Origin of the sequence: Luteimonas composti (assembly GCF_042678665.1) — a bacterium.
Taxonomy (GTDB): Bacteria; Pseudomonadota; Gammaproteobacteria; order Xanthomonadales; family Xanthomonadaceae; genus Luteimonas; species Luteimonas composti.
On record NZ_JBHTKU010000001.1, the window covers coordinates 74,782 to 99,038 of the forward strand.

The 24,257-nt window shown below is 70.9% G+C and carries 29 protein-coding genes; 24 read left to right on the forward strand and 5 right to left on the reverse strand.

The features are described 5' to 3' along the window. Positions 1 to 62: 62 nt before the first annotated feature. The 8 genes from ACFQ2D_RS00320 to ACFQ2D_RS00355 all read left to right on the forward strand — a co-directional run bounded on the left by ACFQ2D_RS00320 (position 63) and on the right by ACFQ2D_RS00355 (position 5,227). Positions 63 to 557: a hypothetical protein gene (locus ACFQ2D_RS00320; RefSeq protein ID WP_280941217.1), complete on the forward strand. Its 495-nt coding sequence runs from the start codon at positions 63 to 65 to the stop codon at positions 555 to 557. Then, positions 554 to 1,840, forward strand: a complete 1,287-nt coding sequence (gene eno, locus ACFQ2D_RS00325; RefSeq protein ID WP_280941216.1) for a phosphopyruvate hydratase — start codon at positions 554 to 556, stop codon at positions 1,838 to 1,840. The genes ACFQ2D_RS00320 and eno overlap by 4 nt, the downstream gene beginning before the upstream one ends. A 12-nt stretch (positions 1,841 to 1,852) precedes the next feature. After that, positions 1,853 to 2,185, forward strand: coding sequence for a cell division protein FtsB (gene ftsB / locus ACFQ2D_RS00330; protein WP_280941215.1), 333 nt, complete (start codon positions 1,853 to 1,855; stop codon positions 2,183 to 2,185). Next, positions 2,182 to 2,925 (forward strand): 2-C-methyl-D-erythritol 4-phosphate cytidylyltransferase, encoded by a 744-nt coding sequence (gene ispD, locus ACFQ2D_RS00335; RefSeq protein WP_280941214.1) that lies wholly within the window; start codon positions 2,182 to 2,184, stop codon positions 2,923 to 2,925. The genes ftsB and ispD overlap by 4 nt, the downstream gene beginning before the upstream one ends. Continuing rightward, complete coding sequence (locus tag ACFQ2D_RS00340) at positions 2,922 to 3,371, forward strand: hypothetical protein (RefSeq protein WP_280941213.1); 450 nt, start codon at positions 2,922 to 2,924, stop codon at positions 3,369 to 3,371. The genes ispD and ACFQ2D_RS00340 overlap by 4 nt, the downstream gene beginning before the upstream one ends. 2 nt (positions 3,372 to 3,373) lie before the next feature. Next, positions 3,374 to 3,847: a 2-C-methyl-D-erythritol 2,4-cyclodiphosphate synthase gene (gene ispF / locus ACFQ2D_RS00345; protein WP_280941275.1), complete on the forward strand. Its 474-nt coding sequence runs from the start codon at positions 3,374 to 3,376 to the stop codon at positions 3,845 to 3,847. Further along, the gene (gene truD, locus ACFQ2D_RS00350; protein WP_280941212.1) at positions 3,844 to 4,920 is read left to right on the forward strand and encodes a tRNA pseudouridine(13) synthase TruD; all 1,077 of its coding nucleotides are present in this window, start codon (positions 3,844 to 3,846) and stop codon (positions 4,918 to 4,920) included. Before ispF ends, truD begins: the two co-directional genes overlap by 4 nt. 91 nt (positions 4,921 to 5,011) lie before the next feature. Continuing rightward, complete coding sequence (locus ACFQ2D_RS00355) at positions 5,012 to 5,227, forward strand: hypothetical protein (RefSeq protein ID WP_280941211.1); 216 nt, start codon at positions 5,012 to 5,014, stop codon at positions 5,225 to 5,227. Positions 5,228 to 5,273: 46 nt separating this feature from the next. Here ACFQ2D_RS00355 and ACFQ2D_RS00360 read toward each other — a convergent pair whose 3' ends face one another. Further along, positions 5,274 to 5,813: a Smr/MutS family protein gene (locus tag ACFQ2D_RS00360; RefSeq protein WP_280941210.1), complete on the reverse strand. Its 540-nt coding sequence runs from the start codon at positions 5,811 to 5,813 to the stop codon at positions 5,274 to 5,276. A 102-nt stretch (positions 5,814 to 5,915) separates the two neighbouring features. Here ACFQ2D_RS00360 and surE point away from each other — a divergent pair, with 102 nt between their 5' ends. Genes surE through ACFQ2D_RS00380 form a run of 4 tightly spaced genes read left to right on the forward strand, consistent with a single transcriptional unit; the run spans position 5,916 to position 8,855 of the window. Further along, the gene (gene surE, locus ACFQ2D_RS00365) at positions 5,916 to 6,698 is read left to right on the forward strand and encodes a 5'/3'-nucleotidase SurE (protein ID WP_280941209.1); all 783 of its coding nucleotides are present in this window, start codon (positions 5,916 to 5,918) and stop codon (positions 6,696 to 6,698) included. Continuing rightward, a complete protein-coding gene (locus tag ACFQ2D_RS00370; protein WP_280941208.1) occupies positions 6,698 to 7,381 on the forward strand; it encodes a protein-L-isoaspartate(D-aspartate) O-methyltransferase in 684 nt (227 codons plus the stop codon). Before surE ends, ACFQ2D_RS00370 begins: the two co-directional genes overlap by 1 nt. A 9-nt stretch (positions 7,382 to 7,390) precedes the next feature. Beyond that, a complete protein-coding gene (locus tag ACFQ2D_RS00375; RefSeq protein ID WP_280941207.1) occupies positions 7,391 to 8,038 on the forward strand; it encodes an exopolysaccharide biosynthesis protein in 648 nt (215 codons plus the stop codon). A 46-nt stretch (positions 8,039 to 8,084) separates the two neighbouring features. Further along, a complete protein-coding gene (locus ACFQ2D_RS00380; RefSeq protein WP_280941206.1) occupies positions 8,085 to 8,855 on the forward strand; it encodes a peptidoglycan DD-metalloendopeptidase family protein in 771 nt (256 codons plus the stop codon). A gap of 492 nt (positions 8,856 to 9,347) precedes the next feature. Here ACFQ2D_RS00380 and ACFQ2D_RS00385 read toward each other — a convergent pair whose 3' ends face one another. Beyond that, positions 9,348 to 9,722 carry an Mth938-like domain-containing protein gene (locus ACFQ2D_RS00385; RefSeq protein ID WP_280941205.1) on the reverse strand — a complete coding sequence of 125 codons (375 nt, stop codon included), beginning with the start codon at positions 9,720 to 9,722 and terminating at the stop codon, positions 9,348 to 9,350. Between the two features lie 12 nt (positions 9,723 to 9,734). After that, a complete protein-coding gene (yhbY, locus tag ACFQ2D_RS00390; protein ID WP_280941204.1) occupies positions 9,735 to 10,040 on the reverse strand; it encodes a ribosome assembly RNA-binding protein YhbY in 306 nt (101 codons plus the stop codon). Between the two features lie 137 nt (positions 10,041 to 10,177). Between yhbY and rlmE the strand changes: the two genes are divergently transcribed. The 4 genes from rlmE (at position 10,178) to ACFQ2D_RS00410 (ending at position 14,154) form a co-directional block, all read left to right on the forward strand. Then, positions 10,178 to 10,825: a 23S rRNA (uridine(2552)-2'-O)-methyltransferase RlmE gene (rlmE, locus tag ACFQ2D_RS00395; protein WP_280941203.1), complete on the forward strand. Its 648-nt coding sequence runs from the start codon at positions 10,178 to 10,180 to the stop codon at positions 10,823 to 10,825. Between the two features lie 30 nt (positions 10,826 to 10,855). Then, positions 10,856 to 12,772 carry an ATP-dependent zinc metalloprotease FtsH gene (ftsH, locus tag ACFQ2D_RS00400; RefSeq protein WP_280941202.1) on the forward strand — a complete coding sequence of 639 codons (1,917 nt, stop codon included), beginning with the start codon at positions 10,856 to 10,858 and terminating at the stop codon, positions 12,770 to 12,772. Between the two features lie 164 nt (positions 12,773 to 12,936). Beyond that, positions 12,937 to 13,836: a dihydropteroate synthase gene (folP, locus tag ACFQ2D_RS00405; RefSeq protein ID WP_280941201.1), complete on the forward strand. Its 900-nt coding sequence runs from the start codon at positions 12,937 to 12,939 to the stop codon at positions 13,834 to 13,836. Positions 13,837 to 13,887: 51 nt separating this feature from the next. Beyond that, entirely contained in the window at positions 13,888 to 14,154 is a 267-nt protein-coding gene (locus tag ACFQ2D_RS00410) for a DksA/TraR family C4-type zinc finger protein (RefSeq protein ID WP_280941200.1), read from the forward strand. A gap of 1 nt (position 14,155) precedes the next feature. Here ACFQ2D_RS00410 and ACFQ2D_RS00415 read toward each other — a convergent pair whose 3' ends face one another. Then, a complete protein-coding gene (locus ACFQ2D_RS00415; protein ID WP_280941199.1) occupies positions 14,156 to 15,280 on the reverse strand; it encodes a tetratricopeptide repeat protein in 1,125 nt (374 codons plus the stop codon). 223 nt (positions 15,281 to 15,503) lie between these two features. Then, positions 15,504 to 15,998: a hypothetical protein gene (locus ACFQ2D_RS00420; protein WP_280941198.1), complete on the reverse strand. Its 495-nt coding sequence runs from the start codon at positions 15,996 to 15,998 to the stop codon at positions 15,504 to 15,506. Between ACFQ2D_RS00420 and ACFQ2D_RS00425 the strand changes: the two genes are divergently transcribed. The 8 genes from ACFQ2D_RS00425 to ACFQ2D_RS00460 all read left to right on the forward strand — a co-directional run bounded on the left by ACFQ2D_RS00425 (position 15,987) and on the right by ACFQ2D_RS00460 (position 24,237). Further along, positions 15,987 to 16,940: a hypothetical protein gene (locus ACFQ2D_RS00425; protein WP_280941197.1), complete on the forward strand. Its 954-nt coding sequence runs from the start codon at positions 15,987 to 15,989 to the stop codon at positions 16,938 to 16,940. The genes ACFQ2D_RS00420 and ACFQ2D_RS00425 overlap by 12 nt on opposite strands. A gap of 189 nt (positions 16,941 to 17,129) precedes the next feature. Beyond that, on the forward strand, positions 17,130 to 17,924 hold the full coding sequence (locus ACFQ2D_RS00430; RefSeq protein WP_280941196.1) for a fused MFS/spermidine synthase: 795 nt from the start codon (positions 17,130 to 17,132) through the stop codon (positions 17,922 to 17,924). 64 nt (positions 17,925 to 17,988) lie between these two features. Next, complete coding sequence (locus ACFQ2D_RS00435) at positions 17,989 to 20,034, forward strand: alpha/beta hydrolase family protein (RefSeq protein ID WP_280941195.1); 2,046 nt, start codon at positions 17,989 to 17,991, stop codon at positions 20,032 to 20,034. Positions 20,035 to 20,062: 28 nt separating this feature from the next. After that, a complete protein-coding gene (locus tag ACFQ2D_RS00440) occupies positions 20,063 to 21,358 on the forward strand; it encodes an MFS transporter (protein ID WP_280941194.1) in 1,296 nt (431 codons plus the stop codon). Positions 21,359 to 21,456: 98 nt separating this feature from the next. Continuing rightward, positions 21,457 to 21,918, forward strand: a complete 462-nt coding sequence (locus tag ACFQ2D_RS00445) for a DMT family transporter (RefSeq protein WP_280941193.1) — start codon at positions 21,457 to 21,459, stop codon at positions 21,916 to 21,918. After that, complete coding sequence (locus ACFQ2D_RS00450) at positions 21,915 to 22,535, forward strand: HD domain-containing protein (RefSeq protein WP_280941192.1); 621 nt, start codon at positions 21,915 to 21,917, stop codon at positions 22,533 to 22,535. Before ACFQ2D_RS00445 ends, ACFQ2D_RS00450 begins: the two co-directional genes overlap by 4 nt. 34 nt (positions 22,536 to 22,569) lie before the next feature. Next, positions 22,570 to 22,935 (forward strand): DUF6164 family protein, encoded by a 366-nt coding sequence (locus ACFQ2D_RS00455; RefSeq protein WP_280941191.1) that lies wholly within the window; start codon positions 22,570 to 22,572, stop codon positions 22,933 to 22,935. 54 nt (positions 22,936 to 22,989) lie between these two features. Next, positions 22,990 to 24,237: an APC family permease gene (locus ACFQ2D_RS00460; protein WP_280941190.1), complete on the forward strand. Its 1,248-nt coding sequence runs from the start codon at positions 22,990 to 22,992 to the stop codon at positions 24,235 to 24,237. The last annotated feature ends 20 nt before the right edge of the window (positions 24,238 to 24,257 follow it).

Consider the following 24,257-nt stretch of genomic DNA (forward strand, 5'->3'; position numbering starts at 1 on the left):
TCGCCTGTCCTACCGTGGCCGAGTGCAGGAGGCATGGTGTTTCTGCGGATGGAAACCTGTTGATGATTAGATCGGCCTTGCCCTTGCTGGCGGCCTGTCTCGTCTGCTCGCAGCCGGCAGCGGCCTGCACGAGCGTGCCGGGTTGGTCGACAGAAGAAACTTACGAGGGTAACGAAGCGATCGTGGTGGCTGAGCTGACGTCTGTCTCCGAATCGCGCGGAGCTGATGGCTCGCTGTCTGTAGAATCGTCGTTCCGCGTGACTGAGACGGTACGTGGCGAGGTGGCAGTCGAAGGAACTGCGGTCGAAGTCCATATGCCGGTCGAACGGGTTACGCCGAATGCCGATGGGGTGGTTTACGAGATCGCTTGCGGCCAAGATCGTATTCTTTCCCGCGCATTTGTCGGACGTCTCCACCTGCTGTTCCTGGAGCCCTTGGCTGACCGGCGTTGGCGGGTCCATTGGGGCTCCACTGCAATTCCGGACCCGGCGTCGCCCGCAGGTCAGTCCATGCTTTCCGAAGTTCGAAGACTTGCATCCCTACAGAGGCCTCAATGACCGCTATCGCCAAGATCCACGCACGCGAAATCCTCGACTCCCGCGGTAACCCCACCCTCGAAGCCGAAATCACGCTCGCCGACGGATCCTTCGGTCGCGCCGCCGTGCCCTCGGGCGCCTCCACTGGCGCCAAGGAAGCGGTGGAACTGCGCGACGGCGACAAGACGCGCTATCTCGGCAAGGGCGTGCAGAAGGCCGTGGCCAACGTCAACGGCGCCATCGCCGAGACGCTCAAGGGCTTCGATGCCGCCGACCAGGCCGGCCTCGACAAGCGCCTGATCGACCTCGACGGCACCGAGAACAAGGGCCGCCTCGGCGCCAATGCGCTGCTGGCGGTGTCGCTGGCCAACGCCCACGCGGTGGCCGCGTCGAAGAAGCTGCCGCTGTGGCAGCACCTGGCCGGCGGCCGCGCGCCGGTGCTGCCGGTGCCGATGATGAACATCATCAATGGCGGCGCCCACGCCGACAACAATGTCGACTTCCAGGAGTTCATGGTGCTGCCGGTCGGCGCGTCCTCGTTCTCCGAGGCGCTGCGCTGCGGCACCGAGATCTTCCACGCGCTCAAGTCGGTGCTCAAGGGCCACGGCCTGTCCACCGCGGTGGGCGACGAGGGCGGTTTCGCCCCTGATTTCCGCAGCAATGTCGAAGCGCTCGACACCATCCTCGAAGCGATCGGCAAGGCCGGCTACAGCGCCGGCGACGACGTGCTGCTGGGCCTGGACGTGGCCTCGAGCGAGTTCCACGACAACGGCAAGTACAACCTGGTCGGCGAGAACAAGCGCCTGACCAGCGAGCAGTTCGTCGATTTCCTCGCCGACTGGGCCGCGCAGTACCCGATCGTCACCATCGAGGACGGCATGGCCGAGGACGACTGGGCCGGCTGGAAGCAGCTGACCGAGCGCGTGGGCAACAAGGTGCAGCTGGTCGGCGACGACCTGTTCGTGACCAATCCGAAGATCTTCAGGGAGGGCATCGACAGCGGCACTGCCAACGCGATCCTGATCAAGGTCAACCAGATCGGCACCCTGACCGAGACCCTGGAGGCCATCGCCATGGCCGATGCCGCGGGCTACGCGGCGATCGTCTCGCACCGTTCGGGCGAGACCGAGGACACTACGATCTCGGACATCGCCGTGGCCACCACCGCGACCCAGATCAAGACCGGCTCGCTGTGCCGCAGCGACCGCGTGGCCAAGTACAACCAGCTGCTGCGCATCGAGGAACAGCTCGGCGCTTCGGCGAAGTACGCCGGCCGCGACGCCTTCGTCTCGCTCAAGCGCTGACGGATCGCCGCCATGCGCTGGTTGCGGTTGCTGCTGCTGGCGCTGGTGGCGCTGCTGGGACTCCTGCAGTACCGGCTGTGGTTCGGTAACGGCGGGCGGCAGGCCGTCGAGGTCCTGGACGCGCGCGTGCAGGAACAGGGGCGCCAGAACGAGGGCCTGGGCCAGCGCAACGCCGCATTGGCGGCCGAGGTGGCCGACCTCAAGTCGGGAGAGGCGGCGATCGAGGAGCGGGCGCGCAACGAGCTGGGCATGATCCGACCGGGCGAGACTTTCTACCGCGTGGTCGACGACGCGCGCACCGCGCCCGCTCCGCCGCCCGAAGCGGAGCAGGGAGAGGCGCCATGAGTCCCGGCAGCCTGGTGGCGGGCGCGCATGCCGCGCAGGTCTGGGCGATCGTGCCGGCCGCGGGTCGCGGCCAGCGCTTTGGCGGTGCGATGCCCAAGCAGTACGTGGACGTCGCCGGTCGCCCGCTGATCGCGCATGCGCTGCACGCGCTGCTGTCGCATCCGGCCGTGTGCGGCGCGGTCGTGGCGCTGGCCGCCGATGACGCATGGTGGCCGGGCTGGAGCTCGATGGACGGCAAGCCGTTGCTGCGCGTGGACGGCGCGGACAGCCGCGCCGGTTCGGTGTTGGCCGCGCTGGGCGCGCTGCCGGAGCAGGTGAGGGCGGACGATTTCGTGCTGGTGCACGATGCGGCCAGGCCCAACCTCGGCCACGCGGACCTGGGCGCGCTGCTGGAGCGCGGCCGTGGCGACCCGGTCGGGGCCATCCTCGCCGCGCCCGTGCGCGACACGCTCAAGCGCGCCGGCGACGACGGCGGCATCGATGGCACCGAACCGCGCGAGCGGCTCTGGCGCGCGCTGACCCCGCAGCTGTTCCGGCGCCTGCAGCTGACCCGCGCGCTGGAAGCGGCGCGCGAGGCCGGCGTCGAAGTCACCGACGAGGCCATGGCGATGGAGCGCCAGGGCATGCGTCCGCTGCTGGTCGAGGGCGACGAGGACAACTTCAAGATCACCACCACCAGCGACCTGGCGCGCTTCGAATTCCTGCTCGCCCGGCGGACCCTGCACGGAGAGAACGGATGAGGCGATTGGCGGCAGCGGCGTTGTTCGCGATGATCGCGACGGCGGCCCACCCGGCCGCGGCGCAGGAGGGCGTGGGCGACCTCGAGGCCTGCGTGGTGGAGGCGACGACGGCCGACGACCGGCGCGCCCTGGTGCGCTGGATGTTCTCCGCGATCTCGCTGCATCCGGAACTGCAGGACCTGCCCCAGCCGACCGGCGCACAGCGCGAGGAGGCCAACCGCGGCATGGGCGCCGTCATGGAGCGGCTGCTGGCGGAGGACTGCGCCGAGCCGGCGCGCCGGGCGTTCCGCGACGGCAGTGCCGACCAGGCCGTCGGAAACGCGTTCCGTCGCGTTGGCGAGTTGGCCGGCGAGGGACTGTTCGCAGACCCGCGCGTGGCCGCCGAGGCCTCCGGCCTCATCCGCCATGTCGACATGAACCGGATCGTGGAGCTGTTCCTGCCGTGAACATGAGGATCGGCCAGGGTTACGACGTCCATGCCTTCGGCGACGGCGACCACGTGATGATCGGTGGCGTGCGCGTGCCGCACGAACGCGGCGTGCTCGCGCACAGCGATGGCGACGTGGTGCTGCACGCGCTGTGCGACGCCATGCTCGGCGCGCTGGCGCTGGGCGACATCGGAATCCACTTCCCGCCTTCCGACCCGCGCTGGAAGGGAGCCGACAGCCGCGTATTCCTGCGCCACTGCAATGAGCTGCTGCGCGAGCGCGGCTGGCGCGTGGGCAATGCCGACGTCACCGTGGTCTGCGAACGTCCCAGGGTCGGGCCGCATGCGCCGGCCATGCGCGCGCTGATCGCCGACGAACTCGGCATCGGCATGGACGACATCAGCGTCAAGGCGACGACCAGCGAACGCATGGGCTTCACCGGGCGCGGCGAGGGCATCGCCGCGATGGCGACCTGCCTGCTCGTGCGCGCATGAGCGAGGCCGCGGCTGCACGCCTGCGGGCCCACGGCGCCCCCGTGCTGCATGCGGGCATCCGCCAGGCGCCCGAGGATTTCGTCGTCGAGGAGATCGACGCATTCCAGGCCAGCGGCGCCGGAGAACACCTGCTGCTGACCGTCGAGAAGCGCGCGCTCAACACCGCCTTCGTGGCGCGCAGGATCGCGCAGTGGGCGGGCGTGCCGGAGGCGGCCGTCGGCTATGCCGGGATCAAGGACCGCCACGCGCTCACGCGCCAGCGCTTCACGGTGCAGCTGCCCGGGCGGGAGGCGCCGCCGCCGGACCTGCTCGCCTTCGAGGACGCCGGTTCCGGCGAGGCGCTGCGGGTGCTCGACGCGACCCGCCACGCGCGCAAGCTGCCGCGCGGCGCGCTGGCGGGCAACCGTTTCGTCCTGGTGCTGCGCGCGGTGCGCGGAGAACGCGAAGCCATCGAGGCGCGACTGCGCGCGATCCACGCGCGTGGCGTGCCGAACGGATTCGGGGGACAGCGCTTCGGCCACGGCGGCGGCAACGTCGGCAAGGCGCTGGCGATGTTTTCCGGCCGGCGCGTGCGTCGCGAGGAACGCTCGATGCTGCTGTCGGCAGCCCGTTCGGAACTGTTCAACCGGGTACTGGCGGCGCGCGTCGCGGCGGGCAGCTGGGACCGCGGCCTCGACGGCGAGGTCTGGATGCTGGACGGCAGCCGCAGCGTGTTTGGCCCGCAACCGTTCGACGAGGAGCTGGCGGCGCGCCTGGCGGCCTTCGACATCCATCCCACGGCGCCGCTGTGGGGCCGGGGCGAACGACGCAGCCAGGGCGCCGCATTGGCCGTGGAGAATGCGGTGCTTGATGAGCCGGTCGCGCTGCGTCTGCGCCACGGACTCGAGGCGGCCGGACTGCGCCAGGAACGGCGCGCGACGCGCATGCGTGCGGACGGCCTGGCATGGCAATGGCTCACCGACGACGCGCTGCGCCTGGCATTCTCCCTTCCGCCGGGCGCGTATGCGACCAGCGTGCTGGCCGAACTTGGCACGATCGAGGATGCGGCGTCCGGCGACCATTCGTCGGATTGACGGATCGGACACTGGCGCGGGCGTGCGCCGGGCGTATATCTGTGGACCGCGCGGCGCGTGGTCGTGCCGACGCGGCAACAGGAGCGCAGCCATGAACGCAGCCCTTCGTGTCGTTACCGCAACCGTCCTGCTGGCGGGATTGGCCGCCTGCGCCAGCAGCTCCGGAATCGCACGGCGCCCGGTCGTGCAACCGCAACCGGGAACCCTGGTCGCCGACGCGGTCTATGTTTCGCGCGTCGAGCGATTGGCAGGACGGCGATACATGCAGGTCCATTGGGTCAATCCTCCGCAGCGGCGGGTCGATTGACCGCAGGGAGGCGCCGTGGGCTACCGGCACCCAAAGCATCCCGGCCCTAGCGCGGCCTGAGCAATACCAGCACCGCACCCGTTCCGCCTTGCGAGGCGGGTGCGGAATGGAATGCCAGCACGTCGCTCCGCTGGCGCAGGAGCCGATCGACGAGGTTTTTGAGCACCGGCACGCCGCCCGATCCCAGGCCCTTGCCGTGGATCACGCGCACGCAGTGCGCGCCGCGGTCGCGCGCGTCGAGCAGGAAGCTGCGCAGCAGCGCCTCCGCGCCCGCCGCCGTGGCGTGGTGGAGGTCCAGTTCGTCCTGCGCGGCGTACTGCCCCTGTGCGAGCCGCTTGAGCACGCGCACGGGCACCTCGTCGCGGCGATGGCGCAGCGTATCGCCGGCTTCGATGGTGTCCGGCCCGAGCATGCGCCGGAATTCGTCCCTGGCGTCGGCCTCGTCCAGGTCGCCCATGCGGGTGCCGGGACGCGGTTTCGGGCGCTGCGGGGGCGCATCGGCCGGCGGCAGCTCGCGCACGGGCCCGATCGCGCTGCGGAACAGCGCGGCGTCGTCCTCGTCGGGCGGCTTGCGGTCGTGGCTCATCGGCCAAGTATGCCGTTTCCGGGCTGAGCGTCCGGCATCGCGGGGCGCGCATCCGGTATCATCGCTGCATACGCGTCGCGACAGGGGTGGATCCGGGGTTTCATGCGAGTACTGGTCAGCAACGATGATGGCGTCGACGCACCGGGCATCCGCATCCTCGCGCAGGGCCTGCGCGATGCGGGTCACGAGGTCCTGATCGTCGCGCCGGACCGGGACCGCTCCGGCGCCAGCAATTCCCTGACCCTGGACATGCCGCTGCGCGTGCAGCAGCTCGAGGAGTCGGTGTGGCGCGTCTACGGCACGCCGACCGACTGCGTGCACGTGGCGATCACCGGCATGTTCGACGTCGAACCCGACATCGTCGTCTCGGGCATCAACAACACCGCCAACCTCGGCGACGACGTGATCTACTCGGGCACCGTCGCCGCGGCGATGGAAGGCCGGTTCCTGGGCCTGCCGGCGATCGCGATGTCGCTGGCCACGGTCAACCACGACGGCCGCCACTACGAGACCGCGGCGCGCGCCGCCGTGGAGATCGTCGAGCGCCTGAAGGCCGATCCGCTGCCGGCCGACACCATCCTCAACGTCAACGTGCCCGACCGCGCCTGGAGCGAGATCGCCGGCTTCGAGGTCACGCGCCTGGGCAACCGCCATCGCGCCGAGCCCTGCACGAAGCAGGAGGACCCGCGCGGCCGTACCTGGTGGTGGATCGGCGCCGCCGGGCCGGAGATGGACGCGGGCCCCGGCACCGACTTCCACGCCGTCCGCTTCGGCCACATCTCGATCACCCCGATCCACGTCGACCTGACCCGCTACCAGGCGCTGGAGCAGGTGGCGAGCTGGGTCGGCAGCCTCGCGGCGGAACTGAAGGAGCCGCGGCCGTGATGACGCCGCGACTGCGCCTGCAGCCCGAGGCACTCGGCGTGGGCATGACCTCGCAGCGCGTGCGCGACCGCCTGATCGAGCGACTGCGCGCCAACGGCATCCGCGACGAGCGCGTGCTCAACGCGATCCGCACCGTGCCGCGCCACCTGTTCGTGGACGAGGCGCTGGCCACGCGCGCCTACGAGGACACCGCGCTGCCCATCGGCCATGGCCAGACCATCTCGCAGCCGTGGGTGGTCGCGCGCATGACCGAGGCGCTGTTCGAGGACGGTCACCAGCCGCGGCGCGTTCTCGAGGTCGGGACCGGTTCGGGCTACCAGGCCGCCGTGCTGGCCGCGCTGGGGCTGGAGGTGCACACGGTCGAACGCATCGGCGACCTGCTGCGGGTGGCGCGCAAGCGCTTCCGCTCGCTGGGGCTCAACGTGCGCAGCAAGCACGACGATGGTCGCGCCGGCTGGGCCGAGAACGGCCCCTACGACGGCATCCTGGTCACTGCCGGTGCCGCGGCGCTGGTCGATGCGCTGACCGAGCAGCTCGCGCCGGGCGGCGTACTGGTCGCCCCGGTCGGCGCGGCCAACGCACAGCAGCTGCTCATGCTGCGCCGGCAGGCCGACGGCTCGCTGCTGCGCCGGGAGCTGGGCCAGGTGGTGTTCGTGCCGCTGCTGTCCGGCACCCTGGGCTGAGCCGTGTCCATGGAGGAGCAGGCCGCCCGCGAGGCGGACGAGCAAAGCCTCGGCACGCAGATCGAGGGCATGATCGCGCGCATGCCGCCCGACCATGTGAGCCTGGGCGAGCTGCTCGACCTGTTTGGCGACGAAGGCCTGCTGCTGCTCACGATCCTGCTGACGCTGGTGTTCCTGATCCCGGTGTCGATTCCGGGCGTGAGCACGGTGTTCGGCGCGGCGATCCTGCTGGTGGGCGTGAGTCGGGTGCTCGGGCGCCAGCTGTGGGTGCCGCGCCGCGTGCGCGAGCGGCGGCTGCCGTCGGACCGGCTGCGGCCTGGCCTCGTCGGCGGCCTGCGCTGGGTGACGCGGCTGGAGCGGCTCAGCCGCCCGCACCGGCTGCCGATGCTCGTCGACGGGCGCGCCCAGGACCTGCTCAACAATCTGGCTTTCATCGCCGCAGCCCTGCTGTTGATGGCGCCCTTTGGCTTCGTGCCTTTCAGCAACACCATCCCCGCCATCGCGCTGCTGGCCTATGCGATCGGCTTCATCCAGCGCGACGGAGGCGCGGTGCTGCTCGGTCACCTGGCCAACATCGGTACCGTGGTCTATTTCAGCGTACTGATCGGCGGCAGCGGACTGGTTGCGCAGGAACTGTTCAAGCGCCTTGCGGGATGATGGCCGCGCCGCCACCGTTCCGCCGGACCGAAGGACGATACGGAAGATGACGACCCCATCGCGAATTCCCGCCGCTGCGCTGGCGCTGCTGTGCGCGCTGCTTGTCGCCGCATGCAGCAGCAGCACGGTGGTGCGCGCGCCGGGTACCGCCGGCACGCCGAAAACCTCCACGCCCAAGCCAGGTGCCAGCGTGGTGGTCAAGCGCGGCGACACCCTCTACCGGCTGGCGGTGAGCAACGGCATCAGCCCGATGGACCTGGCGCTGTGGAACGGGATCTCGGCGCCGTACACGATCTACCCGGGGCAACGTCTGTGGCTGTATCCGCGCTCGGGCGCCCAGGCCGCGCGCACGACCACCGCGCCGTCCGCCGGCACCCGGCGTCCGCCGGTGGTGCGGCCGACCCAGACCCCGCCGCAGCCGACCACGCCGCCGCCGGTGCGCAGCAGCATCGCCTGGCGCTGGCCCACCGACGGCCAGATCATCAACCGCTACGCCGACGGCGACCCGACCCGGCAGGGCATCGACATCGCCGGCAAGGGCGGGCAGGCGGTGCGCTCGGCCGCCGATGGCGTGGTGGTGTATTCGGGTTCCGGACTGGTGGGCTACGGCGAACTGGTGATCGTGAAGCACGACGAGCAGTGGCTCTCGGCCTACGGCCACAACCGGACCCGGCTGGTGAACGAAGGCGCACGGGTCAAGGCCGGCGAGCAGATCGCCGAGATGGGCAGCACCGGCACCGCGCGGGAAATGCTGCATTTCGAGATCCGCTACAACGGCAAGCCGGTCGACCCGCTGCAATACCTGCCGCGACGCTGAGGGGCGGTCGTTTCCTGTGGGAGCGGATCCCCGGCCCGGCGCAGCGCGCCGGGCGCTCGCGGGCGCGCGATCCTGCGGATCGCCGGCGGCGCCCGCTCGCCCGCTACAACGGCAAGCCGGTCGACCCGCTGCAGTACCTGCCGCGCCGCTGAGGGGCGGTCGTTTCCTGTGGGAGCGGATCCCCGGCCCGGCGCAGCGCGCCGGGCGCTCACGGGCGCGCGATCCTGCGGATCGCGAGCAGCGCCCGTCCGCCCGCTACAACGGCAAGCCGGTCGACCCGCTGCAGTACCTGCCGCGACGCTGAGGGGCGGTCGTTTCCTGTGGGAGCGGGTCCCCGGCCCGGCGCACCCGGCGTGCGGGAGCGCAAGATCCCGCGAATTGCAGGCACCACCGCTCGCCGCATATCGGCGAGCACCCGCTGCAGCACCGGTCGAGGCCCTGGACGCTCCAAATCTTGGGGGGCGGCGGATCCGCTCCGCGCCAGCGCCGGGACTACGGGGCCAGGATGAATCCGGCGACCACCCGCCGGCCTTCCCCGGCCAGCACGTTGTAGGTGCGGGCGGCGGCGGCATTGGTCATGGTTTCCAGGCCGATGCCGCGCGAAAGGCAAGCGGCCAGCACCGCCTGCGGCGGGAAGGCCTGGCGGTCGCCGCAGCCCAGGACGATCAGCTCGGGCTCCAGCGCGAGCAGCGGTTCGAGGTCGGCCACCTGCAGGGCCTGGACATCGCCCGCCGGCCAGCCTTCCAGCAGCCGGTCCGGCGCGACGATGAAGCTGGCGTCCAGGCTGCGGTCGTTGACCAGGGCCGAGCGGCCGTCGGCGCCGCGCAGGAAGAATTCGAAATCGGGCTGTTCGTGGACCAGCTGCATCGCGGGACGAGGTCAGGCCCGCGGCAGGACGATTTGTCGCTTGTCGCGGGAGGGCCGGTACAGGACCGCCACGTGGCCGATCCGCTGCACCAGCGCGGCGTCGGCGCGGCGCGCGATCTCGGCGATGAGCTGGTCGCGCTCCTCGCGGTCGGCGGCCGCCACCTTGATCTTGATCAGTTCGTGATGTTCCAGGGCGCCGTCGATCTCGGCCACCAGCGCGTCGGTCACGCCCTTGCCGCCCACCTGCAGCATCGCCTTGAGTTCGTGCGCTGCCCCGCGCAGGAAGCGGTTCTGGGCGGCGGTCAGGGCGATCGACATCGGGAATTCGGCAGTGGGCGGGGGACGGCAGGGTATCATGCCGCCGCTCATTCCCCTCTCCGGGACTGCGCCGCCGCGACCGCGGCCGCAGGCCCACCGGCCCTCGCCGCACAGGCGGAAGGGGGCGGAAGACCCCCATGGCGACCCGCAGCAAGAGCAGCCAGCGCTGGCTGAAGGAACACTTCTCCGACCCCTTCGTGAAGAAGGCCCAGGCCGAGGGCCTGCGTTCGCGCGCGGCCTACAAGCTCGAGGAACTGGTCGAGCGCGACCGCCTGCTCAAGCCGGGCATGGTGGTCGTCGACCTGGGGGCCGCCCCCGGCGGCTGGTCGCAGTGGGTCCGGCAGGAGCTCGATCGCCTCGACCCCGCGCGGCCGGGCCGGGTGATCGCCCTGGACATCCTGGACATGCCGCCCCTGGCCGGGGTGGAGTTCCTTCATGGCGATTTCAGGGAGGATGCGGTCTTATCGGCCCTTGAGACCGCACTCGGCGGCCAGCCCGTGGACCTTGTGTTGTCCGACATGGCCCCCAACAAGAGCGGTGTGGACGCGGTCGACCAGCCGCGTGCGATGTACCTGTCCGAACTGGCGATGGATTTCGCCGACCGCCACCTCAAGACCGGCGGTGCGTTCCTGATCAAGCTGTTCCAGGGCGTGGGTTTCGACGACTTCGTGCGCGACCTGCGCAGGCGCTATGCGAAGGTGGTCATCCGCAAGCCCGCCGCGTCGCGCAAGCGGTCGCCCGAAGTCTATGCGTTGGCGCAGGGCAAGCTGGCGGCAATCAAGTAGCATGAGCCCATTGGAGTCCCGGAAATCCCGATGAACGACCTCGTCAAGAACCTCCTCCTGTGGGCGCTGGTCGCCGTCGTGCTGATGCTGGTGTTCAACAGCTTCAACCCGGGGCAGGGCGCCACCGGCGAAGTGCGCTACTCCCAGTTCATGGAGCAGGTGCGCCGCGACCAGATCAAGTCGGTCAAGATCGCCGAGGACGAGAAGACCGTGGAGTTCGTCACCAAGGGTGGCGAGACCGGCACCGTCATCGCGCCTCGCCGCGACGAGGGCATGATGGACGACCTGATCAACCACAAGGTCGACATCCAGGCAGCACCGCCGTCCAGCGGCCCGTCCTTCATCTACATCCTGATCAACCTGCTGCCGGTGGCGCTGATCATCGGCTTCTGGTTCTTCATGATGCGGCAGATGCAGCAGGGCGGCGGCAAGGGCGCGATGTCGTTCGGCAAGTCGCGCGCGAAGCTGCTCAACGAAGACCAGACCAAGGTCACCTTCGCCGACGTCGCCGGCTGCGACGAGGCCAAGGAAGAGGTCTCGGAGCTGGTCGAGTTCCTGCGCGATCCGTCCAAATTCCAGAAGCTGGGCGGCAAGATCCCGCGCGGCGTGCTGATGGTCGGCCCGCCCGGCACCGGCAAGACCCTGCTGGCCAAGGCGATCGCCGGCGAGGCCAAGGTGCCGTTCTTCTCGATCTCCGGCTCGGATTTCGTCGAGATGTTCGTCGGCGTCGGCGCCAGCCGCGTGCGCGACATGTTCGAGCAGGCCAAGAAGCACGCGCCGTGCATCATCTTCATCGACGAGATCGACGCGGTCGGGCGCCATCGCGGTGCCGGCCTTGGCGGTGGCCACGACGAGCGCGAGCAGACCCTCAACCAGTTGCTGGTCGAGATGGACGGCTTCGAGGGCGGCGAGGGCGTGATCGTGATCGCCGCGACCAACCGTCCCGACGTGCTCGACCCGGCGTTGCTGCGCCCCGGGCGCTTCGACCGCCAGGTGGTGGTCGGTCTGCCCGACGTGAAGGGTCGCGAGCAGATCCTGCGCGTGCACATGCGCAAGGTGCCGCTGGCCGAGAACGTCGAGCCGATGGTCATCGCCCGCGGCACGCCCGGCTTTTCCGGCGCGGACCTGGCCAACCTGGTCAACGAGGCGGCGCTGTTCGCCGCGCGCGAGAACGCGAAGGACGTCCGCATGGACCACTTCGACAAGGCGCGCGACAAGATCCTGATGGGCGCCGAGCGCCGCTCGATGGCGATGAGCGAGGACGAGAAGACGCTGACGGCCTACCACGAGGCGGGCCATGCCATCGTCGGCCGCCTGGTGCCCGAGCACGACCCGGTCTACAAGGTCACCATCATTCCGCGCGGCCGCGCGCTGGGCGTGACCATGTACCTGCCCGAGGGCGACAAGTATTCGTACAACCGCACCGCGATCGAATCGCAGCTGTGCTCGCTGTACGGCGGCCGCGTGGCCGAGGAGCTGATCTTCGGCGCCGACAAGGTCACCACCGGCGCCTCCAACGACATCGAGCGCGCGACCAAGATGGCGCGCAATATGGTCACCAAGTGGGGTTTGTCCGAGGAACTTGGACCGATCGCCTACAGCGAGGACGAGGACGAGGTGTTCCTCGGCCGTTCGGTGACGCAGCACAAGAGCGTCTCGGACGACACCGCCCGCAAGATCGACGAAGTGGTGCGCGGCATTCTCGACAAGGCCTACGCACGCACCACCACGATCCTGACCGACAACCTCGACAAGCTGCATGCGATGGCCAAGCTGCTGCTCGAGTACGAGACCATCGACGTGCCGCAGATCGATGCGATTATGGAGGGCCGCGAGCCCCCGCCGCCGATGGGCTGGATCGAGTCGGGCCGGGGCGGGCCAGGCAAGGGCGGCGATGGCGATTCGCGCCCGCTGCCGCCGATCGGCGGTCCGGCCGAGCAGACCTGAGCCGCGCCCCCGCTGCGGGGCAGGCCATGCGGACAGCGAAGGCGCCGGGCAACCGGCGCCTTCGGTGCATTTTGGGCCCTGAACGGCGCTGTCGCCGGCGGTGGCGCCGCGCGCGCTCCGAGACCACAATCGGCCGATTCCAGGCCGCAGACATCCCGACTTCAATGTTCGATACCGCTCCCCAGCTCGACTGCGCCGGCCGCATCCTCCGCCTCGACAGGACGCGGGTGATGGGCATCGTCAACGTGACTCCCGATTCGTTCTCCGACGGCGGCGCGCACTTCGACGCCGATGCCGCGGTGGCGCACGGCCTGCGACTGGCCGAGGAAGGGGCCGACCTGCTCGATATCGGCGGCGAATCGACCCGCCCGGGCGCGGCGGAGGTGTCCTTGGAGGAGGAGCTGCGGCGGGTCGTGCCGGTGGTCGAGCGGCTGGCGCGCGAGACCGCGCTGCCGATCAGCGTGGACACCTCCAAACCCGAGGTCATGCAGGCGGCGGTGCAGGCGGGCGCGGGACTGGTCAACGACGTCAGCGCGCTGCGCCGCGAGGGCGCGCTGGACATGGCCGCATCGCTTGGCGTGCCGGTCGTGCTGATGCACATGCAGGGCGAGCCGCGATCGATGCAGGACGCGCCGGACTACGAGGACGTGGTGGGCGAGGTGCATCGCTTCCTGGCCGAGCGCATCTTCGCCGCGGAAATGGCGGGTATTTCGCGCAAGAAGATCGTGGCCGATCCCGGCTTCGGCTTCGGCAAGACGACGCAGCACAACCTGCAGCTGTTGGCGCGGCTGGAGCGTTTCCTGGAGCTGGGCGTGCCGGTGCTTGCAGGCCTGTCGCGCAAGCGCTCGATCGGAGAGCTGACCGGGCGGGACCAGCCCCAGGAGCGGGTGTTCGGGTCGGTGGCGGCGCACCTGGTCGCCGCGCAGCGCGGGGCGCGCATCGTGCGCGTGCACGACGTGGCCGCCACGGTCGACGCGCTGCGCGTCTGGGAGGCGGTCGCCGGTGTTCCGGAGCCGCGCAAGCCCGGCGCGGCGCCGGCGATCAGCTGGCCCGACGGGATCTGAACATGGCTTGCGCTAGACAGGTAGCGCGGCAACTGCAGGACGGAGGATGCGATGGCGACGGGTTGGGCAGGCGATGGCGCGGTGCAGGACCAGATCGACGCCACGGTGGAGGACGCGATCAAGCGCGCGCGCAGCCAGCTGCCGCAAGGTCCGGCGCGCATGCGCTGCGAGGAATGCGACGCCCCGATCCCGGAGGCGCGACGCAAGGCCATGCCCGGCGTGCGCCTGTGCATCGCCTGCCAGGAAGCCGAGGAGCAGGACAACCAGGCGCACAGCGGCTACAACCGCCGCGGCAGCAAGGACAGCCAGCTGCGTTGAACTACAGCCCTTTCCTGCGCAGCTGCTCGAGCTTGGCCTGGTAGCGTTCGGCCACGCCGGCCCCGGCGAGGGCCTGGGCGCGGCGTAGCGACTCGCCGGCCTTCCGGTACTCGCCGAGATGCAGGTAGGCGCGGGCCAGTCCGTAATGGAACTGGTGCTCGCCGTCGTGCAGCGAGATGGCGCGACGGTAGCGTTGTGCTGCCTTCGCGTACTCGCCGCGAGCTTCGTCCTCGGTGGCGAGCAGGAAGTAATGGAAGGGGTTGCTGCGCTGGATCCGGTCGACCCTGGCCCGCAGCTGCCGTTCCCTGGCCTTGTCGCCGCGGGCGGCGTAGAGGGCGGCGAGGTTCATCAACGCGCCCTCGTGCTGGTCGTTGAGTTCCAGGGTCTTCTTGAAGTGGTGCTCCGCGTCGGGCTCGCGGCCCTGGCGCAAGGCCAGGACGCCCGCGTTGTTCCACGCGGCGGGATAGCTGTCGTCCGCGGCGAAGGCGGCCGTCATGTAGTCGCCCGCCTCGGCGTACTGCTGCCGGCCCACCAGGGTCGCGGCGCGGTTGGAATGGAAGATCGCAAGCAGCCGCTGGTCATCGATCTTCTTGGGCGGATCCACCGCCAGGATGCTGTCGCTGGCGACATCGACCGAATAGCGATGACCGGCGATGCGGATGCCTGCATTCACGTGGTTGCTGAAGTAAAGGGTGTTGCCTTCCCGATACCAGCTCAGGACCCGCGGAATCTCCTGTCCGTACGCGTCGATGCCAGCCGCACGCGCCAGCGCGATGGTGAGGATGGTGAAGGACAGGCAGTTGGCCTCGCGCGTCTGCCATGCCTGCGCCACCGTGTGGTCGGCATCGTGCCGGTAGCGCATGGCGAGGCCGTCGTCGTCGAACAGGAAACGCACGAGCCGGTTGAGCCGCTGCTGGTCGGAACCGCTTCCGGGCCGGACGACCCGCTGGTGCAGCGCCTCGCGCAACGCGGCGGGGACGGCGAAGACTTCGTCGATTCCGGGGGGCGGCCCGAGATCGGGCGCGGCCTGGACCACGGGCGGCGCAAGGGCGACGGGTTCCGGCGGAGCCGGCGCGGCGTCGGCGGGCGAGATGGCCAAGGCGGCGGCGAGCAGCGATGCGAACATGACGATGGTCCTCCCATGTGTCGCCTGCGCCAGTCTACGCCTGGGGTCCGCCGCGCGTATTGCTGCGGTGCGGTGTGCGCAGGCGGTTTCGGACCAGCGGCAGCGGGGAGGCGCCCGACTAGCAGACCGCCGTCGCATCGCACGGTGGAATCGCGCCAGGAACTGCAAACATTCCCGCGCCAGCGGCGGCGGAGGCGACGGGGCCTCCACCGCCGGGACAGGTTCAGTCGAGCAGCTGCAGGCCCAGGATCACGCCAAGCACGGTTGCGAGCACGGTGTAGTCGCCGCGGTCGTTGCGACCGCCGTAGCGGTAGCGACTGTGGTAGCCGTCTTCATACCCGCGCTCGAATCCCTGCCGGAAATAATGGGCGTACTGGTCGTGCGCGATGTAGCGGCCGCCGTAACCGTAGCTCGCATCGAGATAGCCATCGCTGTTGCGGTAGTCGTAGCGCCAGCCGTCCTCGCGGTCGGCGCGGCCGGCGCGCAGGCCCTCCTCGTAGCCGCGGCGGACGGCTTCGCGCATCAGGTCCGCGCCGTAGCGGTTGGTCTGGTACCACCGGCCCCCGTAGTTGTAGCGGTAGCTGGCGGGCGTGTAGTAGAACGGATCGTTCGCGTAGTCCCACGAGGTTGCGCGCCAGCGGCGTTCCTGCTCGCGCAGGCGCGCGTGATAGTCGCGCTGGTAGCGGTACTGCGCCATGCGCCGCTGTTGCTGCAGCATGCGCGCGCGCTCGGCGTTGCGCTGTTCGGCGATCCGCTGCTGGCGCTCGCGATCGCGGTGGAACCGCTCTGCACGCTCGCGTTCGGCCCGGATCAGCGCCTGCTGGCGGTCGCGGTCGAGGCGGCGGGCCCGATCGCGGCTGCGGTCGTCCCTGCGATCGTCGCGGGCCTGCTCGCGCCGCGGCTGGGGCGTGGCCATCGCGCGCCGGCCGGGATCGTCGCGGCGCGCCTGCTGGCGCTCGCGCGACAGGTTGCGTTCGCGATCGGCTTGCTGCTGCAGTGCCTGGCGTCGCTGCGCGTCGCCCGCGTCCTGCCGGGCCTGCCGGCTGCGCGCAACCTCGTCGCGCGCCCGCGCCTGTTCGCGGAGCGTGGCCTGCCGTCGCTGCGCCTGCGCCCGCTGCGCCTGGTCACGAGCCTGCTCGCGCTGCGCCTGGGCACGCTGCGCCTGCTCACGCTGCATCTGGGCAGCCCGCCCCTGGTCGCGCCGGGCCGCCTGCTGGCGTTGGGATTCGGCCCGCTGCGCCGCCTGCAACTGCTGTCGGCGGGCGCTTTCGCGCTGGGCGGCCGCATCCGGAGTGCGGCGCGGCTGCATCTGGCGTTCCGCCTCGCGCTGTCGAGCGACGTTGTTCCCGGGGCGGGGCTGGGCGATCGCACGGGGCGCCTCCCGTGCCTCACGCGCCTGGCGGGCAGGCTGGCGCTGTTCCCGGGCAGGGCCACGCGGGCGATCGGCCTGCTCGCGCCGCGCAGGCGTTTCCGTGCGACGCGGCTCGCGGTCGCGCTGGGTGCGGTGCTCGCGGCGTTCGCGTTCGCGTTCCTGCGCGACGGCGGGAGCGACGGTGGCGACTGCCAGTCCAAGCGCGAGGGTGGCCTGGAGGACAAGGCGGAAGGTAGGCTGCTGCATGGTGGTGACCCCTGCCGACACCCGGGTCGGCGCAGGGCATAGTGTTTGCGCTCGTGCAATGAACCGGCTCTGAGGATTTCCAGGCCGGTTCAGGGCCCGGAAGGCGAAACCGCTTCCACTTGAACCGGCATCCAACCGGCGCCGGGACGGTGTCAACCGCGGCTTCTCCAGGGCGTGGGGCGGCCGGTGGGTTAGTCTTCCGCGCGGTCTGGTTTGGAGCGTGAGCGGTCGATGGCGACAGGGCGTGAGGGCTGGTGGCGGCGATGGCGCGCGCGCGATGTGGTCCAGGACCCGCCGGTCGAGGGCGCGCGGATGCCGCGCATCAAGCGCGGCTGGCGTTTCACCGAACTGCAGTTCACCGGCGGCGTTTCGCAGAGCCGGATGCGCACGTTCCGGCCGGGCGAACTGCTGATCGACTATACCCGCACGATGATGGCGAGCCTGCTGTTCCGGCCGCAGCCCGCGCTGATCGGCATGATCGGGCTGGGCGGCGGATCGCAGGCCAAGTTCTGCCATCGCCATCTGCAGCGGACCCGGGTGGAAGTGGCCGAGAACAACCCGCACGTGCTTGCCCTGCGCCGCAGCTTCCGGGTGCCCGCCGACGATGCGCGCCTGCGGGTGATGCTGGCCGACGGCGCGGCGTTCGTACGCGAGAACAAGGCGCGCTTCGACATCCTGCTGGTCGATGGCTACGACGAGTCCGGCATTCCGGCCGCCTTGTCGAGCCAGGCCTTCTACGACGACTGCCGCGACGCACTCGCGCCGGGCGGGGTGCTGGCCGGCAACCTCTACGCCACCGATTTCGAGGACCATGTCCGCAAGCTGCGGCGCAGCTTCGGACGCGACCGCGTCTGGGTGCTGGAGGAGGCGCGGCAGAGCAACCGCGTGGCGTTCGCCTGGGCCGGCGACCCGTTTCCGGACGGACGCATCGACCTGCCGACGGTGACCGCGCGCATCGAACCGGGCGCCGTGCGCGAGCTGGGCGACGCCTTCGCCCGTGTCGCGCGGGCCTGGCAGGCGCGCTGACGGCCTTGCCATCGGGGGCCCGCCGCGCGAAAGTCTCCGGTTCACGCCAGAAGGGGTAATGCCGATGCGCCATCCGATCCTGCGGACCACGGGCCTGTTGCTGTTGCTCGTCCTGGCTGCGCCGATCCTGGCCGCCAGCGGCGGCATGACATTGCGCCAGGTCGCCGAAGTCCGCGCGGTGGGCCAGGCATCGATCAGCCCGGACGGCCGGCAGGTGGCCTACACGCTGTCGGTGCCGCGCGTGCCCGGGGTGGACGACGACGGTCCGGCCTGGACCGAGCTGCACCTGGTCTCGCGCGAGGGCGCCAGCCGCGGCTACGTGACGGGCAAGGTCAACGTCGGAGCGCATGCCTGGATGCCCGACAGCCGCTCGCTCGCCTACCTCGCCAAGCGCCAGGGCGACGAGACGCGCAGGCTGTACCGCATCCCGGTCGATGGCGGCGAGTCGGTCGCCATCGCCAGCCTCAAGTCCGACATCACCGCTTTCAGCCTGTCGCCCGATGGCCGGCGCGCCGCGCTGCTGGCCGGCGCGCCCGAGAGCGACGCGCTCAAGGCGCTGAAGAAGAAGGGTTTCAGCCAGAAGGTCTACGAGGAGGACTGGCGCCCGGTGCAGCTGTGGATCGCCGACCTCGGTGACAGCAGCGCGGAGCCGCGCCTGGTGCCGGTCGAGGGCAGCGTGCAGTCGGTCGAGTGGAGCCCGGCGGGAGACCGTCTCGCGCTGACCGTCGCGCCGCGCCAGCTCACCGACGACACCCTCGTGTTCACCCGCATCCGGATCGTCTCGCCCGAAGGTCGTGTGCTGGGTCGGGTGGAGAATCCCGGCAAGGTGGGCGGACTGTCGTGGAGCCCGGACGGCGCGCACCTGGCCTTCATTTCCGCCGAAGACAAGCACGACGCCCAGCAGGGCCGGCTGTTCGTGGCCGGCCGTGACGGCGGCGCCTGGCGCGACCTGCTGCCCGGGCTGCCCGGACACGTGGTCGACATCGAGTGGCGCGACGCGTCCACCGCGCAGTTCATCAGCTGGGAAGGCGTGCAGGCGCGGCTGGGCGAAGTCGGTGTCGCAGGCGGCGGGCAGCGCACGCTGCTGGCGGGGGAAGGGCCGGTCTGGGCCGGCTTCAGCCGCTCGGCGGCGGGCGACATCGCGCTGACCGGCAGCACGCCGCAGCAGCCGTCCGAAGCCTACCTGCTGCCGGCCGGCGCGGGCGCTCCGCGCAAGCTGACCGACAGCAATCCCTGGCTGAAGGACGTGCGCCTGGCCCGGCAGGAGGTGATCCGCTACGCCGCGCGCGACGGGCTCGAGATCGAAGGGCTGCTGGTGCATCCGCTGGAGCGCCGCGGCAATGCGCGCGTGCCGCTGATCGTGGTCGTGCACGGCGGTCCGGAATCGCATTACACCAACGGCTGGCTGACCAGCTATGCGCAGCCGCTGCACCACGCCGCGGCACAGGGCTATGCCGTGTTCCTGCCCAACTACCGCAGCAGCACCGGTCGCGGCGTGGAGTATTCGAAGAAGGGCTTCGGTCGCCCGGGCATGGAGGAGTTCGACGACGTGGTGGACGGCGTCGACCACCTGGTCGCCAGCGGCCTGGTGGACAGGGACAAGGTCGGCATCACCGGCGGCTCCTACGGCGGCTACGCCAGTGCCTGGGGCGCGACCTACTACAGCGAGCGCTTCGCCGCCTCGGTGATGTTCGTCGGCATCTCCGACCAGGCCAGCCTCGTGACCACGGGCGACATTCCGTGGGAGCAGAACCTGGTGCACATGGGCACCTGGCCGTGGGAAAACCCGGAACTGTTCCGCAAGACCAGCCCGATCGCCTATGCGCAGCAGTCGAAGACGCCGACCCTGATCCTGCACGGCGAGGCAGACCCACGCGTGCCGGTGATGCAGTCGTACATGTTCTACCGCTATCTCAAGCTGGCGGGGCAGGCGCCGGTGCGGCTGGTGCTGTACCCGGGCGAGGGCCACGGCAATTCGCGCGCGGCCTCGCGCTACGACTATTCGCTGCGCCTGATGCAGTGGATGGACCACTACCTCAAGGGCCCGGGCGGCGAGCCGCCGCCGTACGAGATCGACTACGCGCTGCCGGCGGGCGACGCGAAGAAGTGATGTGCCCGGGCGCCATGGACGCGGCCGGATGAGCGCGGCGGTGCAAGCCGCCGCCGCGCCGCCGTCCGGCGCGGCCAGGCGCCGGGTGCTGCTGGCCAGCCTGGTCGGCACCACCATCGAGTTCTTCGATTTCTACATCTACGCCACCGCGGCGGTGCTGGTGTTCCCGCACCTGTTCTTCCCGCCGGGCGATCCGGCCTCGGCCACGCTGCAGTCCTTCGCCACCTTCGCGCTGGCGTTCATCGCGCGGCCGTTCGGCTCGGCCCTGTTCGGTCATTTCGGCGACCGGGTCGGGCGCAAGGCGACGCTGGTCGCGGCTCTGCTGACGATGGGCATCTCGACCGTGGTGATCGGCCTGCTGCCCACCTACGCGCAGGTGGGCATCGTCGCGCCCTTGCTGCTGGCGCTGTGCCGGCTGGGCCAGGGCGTGGGCCTGGGCGGCGAGTGGGGCGGGGCGGTGCTGCTGGCCACCGAGAACGCGCCGCCCGGGCGGCGCGCCTGGTACGGCATGTTCCCGCAGCTGGGCGCGCCGATCGGGTTCCTGCTCTCGACCGGCGTGTTCCTCGCGCTGACCCACTGGATGAGCGACGCCGCCTTCCTGGCCTGGGGCTGGCGGATCCCGTTCCTGGCCAGCGCGGTGCTGGTGATGGTGGGCCTGTGGGTGCGGTTGAGCATTTCCGAGACGCCGGATTTCCAGCGCGCCATCGAGCGCGAGGAGCGCGTGCGCCTGCCCATGTTGACCGCCGTGCGCGACCATCCCTTCGCCCTGCTCGGCGGCACCCTCGCGCTGGTGGCGACCTTCGTGCTGTTCTACCTGATGACGGTGTTCGCGCTGAGCTGGGGGACCTCCAAACTCGGCTACACGCGCGAGCACTTCCTGCTGCTGCAGATGCTGGGCGTGCTGTTCTTCGCCGCCACCATCCCGCTGTCGGCGCTGTACGCCGACCGGTTCGGACGCCGCAACGCGATGGTCCTGGCGACGGTGCTGATCATCGGCTTCGGCTTCGTGTTCGCGCCGCTGCTGCAGTCGGGCAGCGACTGGGGCGTGCTCGCCTTCCTGGCGCTGGGCCTCGGCGCGATGGGCCTGACGTACGGGCCCTGCGGCACGATCCTGGCCGAGATGTTCCCGACCACGGTGCGCTACACCGGTGCCTCGCTGGCCTTCAACCTGGCCGGCATCCTGGGCGCATCGCCGGCGCCCTACATCGCCACGCGGCTCGGCGAACGGTATGGGCTGGCCTCGGTGGGCTGGTACCTGGCCGGCATCGGCGCGCTGACCCTGCTCGGCCTGCTGATGGTGAGGCGGCCCGCGCACGCGGGCTGATGCCTTGGCCGGCCGGCGGCACCGCTCCGCGTGGCGTTCACGGCGCAAGCGGGCATCACGGTCCTAGACTGGAACGACGCCCGTCCGGAGGAGAACGCGTGAAGGCCTGGATCCCGCTTGGCATCGTCGCCGTGGTGTTCGCCGGCGCGCTGCTGCCGCTGCAGGCATTGATCAACGCGCGGCTGGGCGCGCTCACCCAGGGAGCGCTGTACGCCTCGTTCGTCTCGTTTCTGGTCGGCACCTGCCTGCTCGGCGCGCTGCTGCTCGCCAGCCGCACGGCGCTGCTGCCGCAGGCACCGCTGTCCGCGCTGCCGCCCTGGATCTGGCTGGGCGGCGCGATCGGCGCCAGCCTGGTGCTGGCCTCGACGCTCATGGTGCCGCGGATCGGCGCCGGCGCCCTGGTCTGCCTGATCGTGCTGGGGCAGGTGCTGGGCGCGCTGCTGCTGGATCACTTCGGCGTGCTCGGCGCGCAGCGTGCGGCCGATCCGCTGCGCATCGGCGGGGCGGTGCTGGTGCTGGCCGGCGCCGTGCTGGTCATGCGCCCCTGGCAGTCCGCATGAACGCCATGCAGCCGCTGCCCGAAGGCCAGATGCACGCGCTGGAGCTGGCCTATGCCACCCCGCCTCGGGCCTACCACGACTTCAACCATGTCGCCGAGGTGCTGCGCCACTACGCGGCCGTGGCGGAAGGCCCGGGCTGGCTGCAGCCGGTGGAGGTGCGCCTGGCGGTGCTCTATCACGACGCGGTGTACGAGCCCGGCCGCAAGGACAACGAGGCGCGGTCGGCCGCGTTCGCGCGCGAGCAGATCGGGCACTGGCTGCCCGGCGCCGGCGTGGAGGTCGGGCGCGTGGCCGAACTGATCGAACTCACCGCGCGCCATGGCCAGTTCCGTCCCGCCGATTTCGGCAAGACCGCGGTGGCCGACGACACCCGCCACTTCCTCGACTGCGACATGGCCATCCTGGGGGCCGAACCGGCGGGATTCGACGCGTACGACCGTGCGATCGCCGCCGAGTACCGCGGCCACGTGCCGGGCTGGCTGTTCCGCATCAACCGCCGGCGCTTCCTCAAGTCGCTGCTGGCCAGGCCGCGGATCTACCTCAGCGACTTCTTCCACGAGCGCTACGACGCGCAGGCGCGCAGCAACCTGCGCCGGGCCGTGACCAGCAAGCGCTGAGCGCCGCACGACCCGGAGCGGCTATGATCGGCCGATGGCCAAGCTGCTGCTCAACCTGCGCAACGTGCCTGAAGACGAGGCCGAGGACGTCCGCGCCTTCCTGCGCGAGGCGCGCATCGAGCACTACGAGACGCGGCCCAGCCCGTTCGGCATTTCCGCCGGGGGTATCTGGGTGCGCGAGGACGACGACGTCCCGCGCGCGCGGCAGCTGATGGCCCGGTACCAGCGCGAGCGCGCGACCCGCGTGCGCTCGGAACGCCTGCGCGCCGAACGCGAGGGCACGGCCGAGACCTTCGCCGACGTGGCCCGCGCGCAGCCGCTGCGGGTGGTGCTGACCGTGCTGGCGATCCTGGTACTGGTGGCGCTGATGGCGCTGCCCGCGGTGCTGATCGGGCGCTGACGGGTGGGGGCAAGCGCGCCTGGCCGGCTGGTGCGGGGGATCGGGCGCGGCAGCATGGTCGCGCTGTTCATCAATTCGGTGGTCGGCGCCGGCATCTTCGGGCTGCCGGCGCGGGTGCACGAACTGCTGGGTCCGTACGCGCTGCTGGCCTATGTCGCCTGCGCGCTGCTGGTGCTGATGGTGGTGCTGTGCTTCGCAGAGGCCGGCAGCCGCTTCGAGCAGACCGGCGGGCCCTACCTGTACGCGCGCGAGGCGTTCGGCCCGGTGGTGGGCTTCCAGGTGGGATGGCTGGTCTGGCTCACGCGGGTCACCGCATTCGCCGCGCTGTGCAACCTGCTCATCGACTATCTCGGACACCTGTCGCCCGCGCTGGCCAGCGGCGCCGGGCGGGTGGCGGTGGCCGCGCTGCTCACCCTCGCGATCGCCGCGGTCAACCTGCGCGGCGTGCGCGCGGCCGCCATCGTCGCCAACGCGTTCACCGTGGCCAAGCTGGTGCCGCTGCTGCTGTTCGTCGCAGTCGGGCTCTTCTTCGTCGAGCCGTCACGCTACGTGCCGCAGCACGTCCCGGGCCCCGCGGATTTTTCCGCCGCGGTGCTGCTGCTGGTGTTCGCGTTCACCGGCTTCGAGACCGCGACGGTACCGGCAGGCGAGGTGCGCGATCCGCGGCGCACGCTGCCGTTCGCGATCCTCGCATCTCTGGCGCTGATCGTGCCGCTGTACGTGCTGATCCAGGTCGTGGCGATCGGCACGCTGCCGGGCCTGGGCGGCTCGGCGACGCCGCTGGCGGACGCGGCGGGCCGCTTCGCCGGCAGCCTCGGTGCGGGCGCGATCGTGCTCGGCGCGCTGGTTTCGATCACCGGTACCCTCAACGGCCTGGTGCTGTCGGCGCCGCGCCTGCTGTACGCGATGGCCGAGCACGGGCAGCTGCCGGCGCCGCTGGCGCGCACCCATGCGCGATTCCACACCCCGCACCGGGCGATCGTGTTCACCGCGGCCTGCATGCTGGCGCTGACGCTGTCGGGCTCGTTCCTGGGCGCGGTCGCGCTGAGCACGATCACGCGCCTGCTCGCCTATGCGGCGACCTGCATCGCGGTGCCGGTGCTGCGCCGGCGCGAGGGCGATGGCCTGGCACCGGCCGCGTTCCGGGTCCCGGCCGCGGCCTGGGTCGTGGGCGGCGCACTGCTGGTGATCGGCTGGCTGGTGCTGCATGCGGGCCAGGCCGAGCTGCGCAACGTCGCGCTGGCGATGCTGGCGGGCGCGCTGCTGATGGCGGTCACCGGCGTGCTCGCGCGCCGCGCATGACTTTCGGCATGACCCGCGGG

What these genes read in the sequence shown, in the direction of transcription:
- ACFQ2D_RS00320 (WP_280941217.1), top strand. Translation starts at nt 63, where the DNA reads ATGATTAGATCGGCCTTGCCCTTGCTGGCGGCCTGTCTCGTCTGCTCG.
- eno (WP_280941216.1), top strand. Translation starts at nt 554, where the DNA reads ATGACCGCTATCGCCAAGATCCACGCACGCGAAATCCTCGACTCCCGC.
- ftsB (WP_280941215.1), top strand. Translation starts at nt 1,853, where the DNA reads ATGCGCTGGTTGCGGTTGCTGCTGCTGGCGCTGGTGGCGCTGCTGGGA.
- ispD (WP_280941214.1), top strand. Translation starts at nt 2,182, where the DNA reads ATGAGTCCCGGCAGCCTGGTGGCGGGCGCGCATGCCGCGCAGGTCTGG.
- ACFQ2D_RS00340 (WP_280941213.1), top strand. Translation starts at nt 2,922, where the DNA reads ATGAGGCGATTGGCGGCAGCGGCGTTGTTCGCGATGATCGCGACGGCG.
- ispF (WP_280941275.1), top strand. Translation starts at nt 3,374, where the DNA reads ATGAGGATCGGCCAGGGTTACGACGTCCATGCCTTCGGCGACGGCGAC.
- truD (WP_280941212.1), top strand. Translation starts at nt 3,844, where the DNA reads ATGAGCGAGGCCGCGGCTGCACGCCTGCGGGCCCACGGCGCCCCCGTG.
- ACFQ2D_RS00355 (WP_280941211.1), top strand. Translation starts at nt 5,012, where the DNA reads ATGAACGCAGCCCTTCGTGTCGTTACCGCAACCGTCCTGCTGGCGGGA.
- ACFQ2D_RS00360 (WP_280941210.1), bottom strand. Translation starts at nt 5,813, where the DNA reads ATGAGCCACGACCGCAAGCCGCCCGACGAGGACGACGCCGCGCTGTTC.
- surE (WP_280941209.1), top strand. Translation starts at nt 5,916, where the DNA reads ATGCGAGTACTGGTCAGCAACGATGATGGCGTCGACGCACCGGGCATC.
- ACFQ2D_RS00370 (WP_280941208.1), top strand. Translation starts at nt 6,698, where the DNA reads ATGACGCCGCGACTGCGCCTGCAGCCCGAGGCACTCGGCGTGGGCATG.
- ACFQ2D_RS00375 (WP_280941207.1), top strand. Translation starts at nt 7,391, where the DNA reads ATGGAGGAGCAGGCCGCCCGCGAGGCGGACGAGCAAAGCCTCGGCACG.
- ACFQ2D_RS00380 (WP_280941206.1), top strand. Translation starts at nt 8,085, where the DNA reads ATGACGACCCCATCGCGAATTCCCGCCGCTGCGCTGGCGCTGCTGTGC.
- ACFQ2D_RS00385 (WP_280941205.1), bottom strand. Translation starts at nt 9,722, where the DNA reads ATGCAGCTGGTCCACGAACAGCCCGATTTCGAATTCTTCCTGCGCGGC.
- yhbY (WP_280941204.1), bottom strand. Translation starts at nt 10,040, where the DNA reads ATGTCGATCGCCCTGACCGCCGCCCAGAACCGCTTCCTGCGCGGGGCA.
- rlmE (WP_280941203.1), top strand. Translation starts at nt 10,178, where the DNA reads ATGGCGACCCGCAGCAAGAGCAGCCAGCGCTGGCTGAAGGAACACTTC.
- ftsH (WP_280941202.1), top strand. Translation starts at nt 10,856, where the DNA reads ATGAACGACCTCGTCAAGAACCTCCTCCTGTGGGCGCTGGTCGCCGTC.
- folP (WP_280941201.1), top strand. Translation starts at nt 12,937, where the DNA reads ATGTTCGATACCGCTCCCCAGCTCGACTGCGCCGGCCGCATCCTCCGC.
- ACFQ2D_RS00410 (WP_280941200.1), top strand. Translation starts at nt 13,888, where the DNA reads ATGGCGACGGGTTGGGCAGGCGATGGCGCGGTGCAGGACCAGATCGAC.
- ACFQ2D_RS00415 (WP_280941199.1), bottom strand. Translation starts at nt 15,280, where the DNA reads ATGTTCGCATCGCTGCTCGCCGCCGCCTTGGCCATCTCGCCCGCCGAC.
- ACFQ2D_RS00420 (WP_280941198.1), bottom strand. Translation starts at nt 15,998, where the DNA reads ATGCTGCAGCAACAGCGGCGCATGGCGCAGTACCGCTACCAGCGCGAC.
- ACFQ2D_RS00430 (WP_280941196.1), top strand. Translation starts at nt 17,130, where the DNA reads ATGGCGACAGGGCGTGAGGGCTGGTGGCGGCGATGGCGCGCGCGCGAT.
- ACFQ2D_RS00435 (WP_280941195.1), top strand. Translation starts at nt 17,989, where the DNA reads ATGCGCCATCCGATCCTGCGGACCACGGGCCTGTTGCTGTTGCTCGTC.
- ACFQ2D_RS00440 (WP_280941194.1), top strand. Translation starts at nt 20,063, where the DNA reads ATGAGCGCGGCGGTGCAAGCCGCCGCCGCGCCGCCGTCCGGCGCGGCC.
- ACFQ2D_RS00450 (WP_280941192.1), top strand. Translation starts at nt 21,915, where the DNA reads ATGAACGCCATGCAGCCGCTGCCCGAAGGCCAGATGCACGCGCTGGAG.
- ACFQ2D_RS00455 (WP_280941191.1), top strand. Translation starts at nt 22,570, where the DNA reads ATGGCCAAGCTGCTGCTCAACCTGCGCAACGTGCCTGAAGACGAGGCC.
- ACFQ2D_RS00460 (WP_280941190.1), top strand. Translation starts at nt 22,990, where the DNA reads ATGGTCGCGCTGTTCATCAATTCGGTGGTCGGCGCCGGCATCTTCGGG.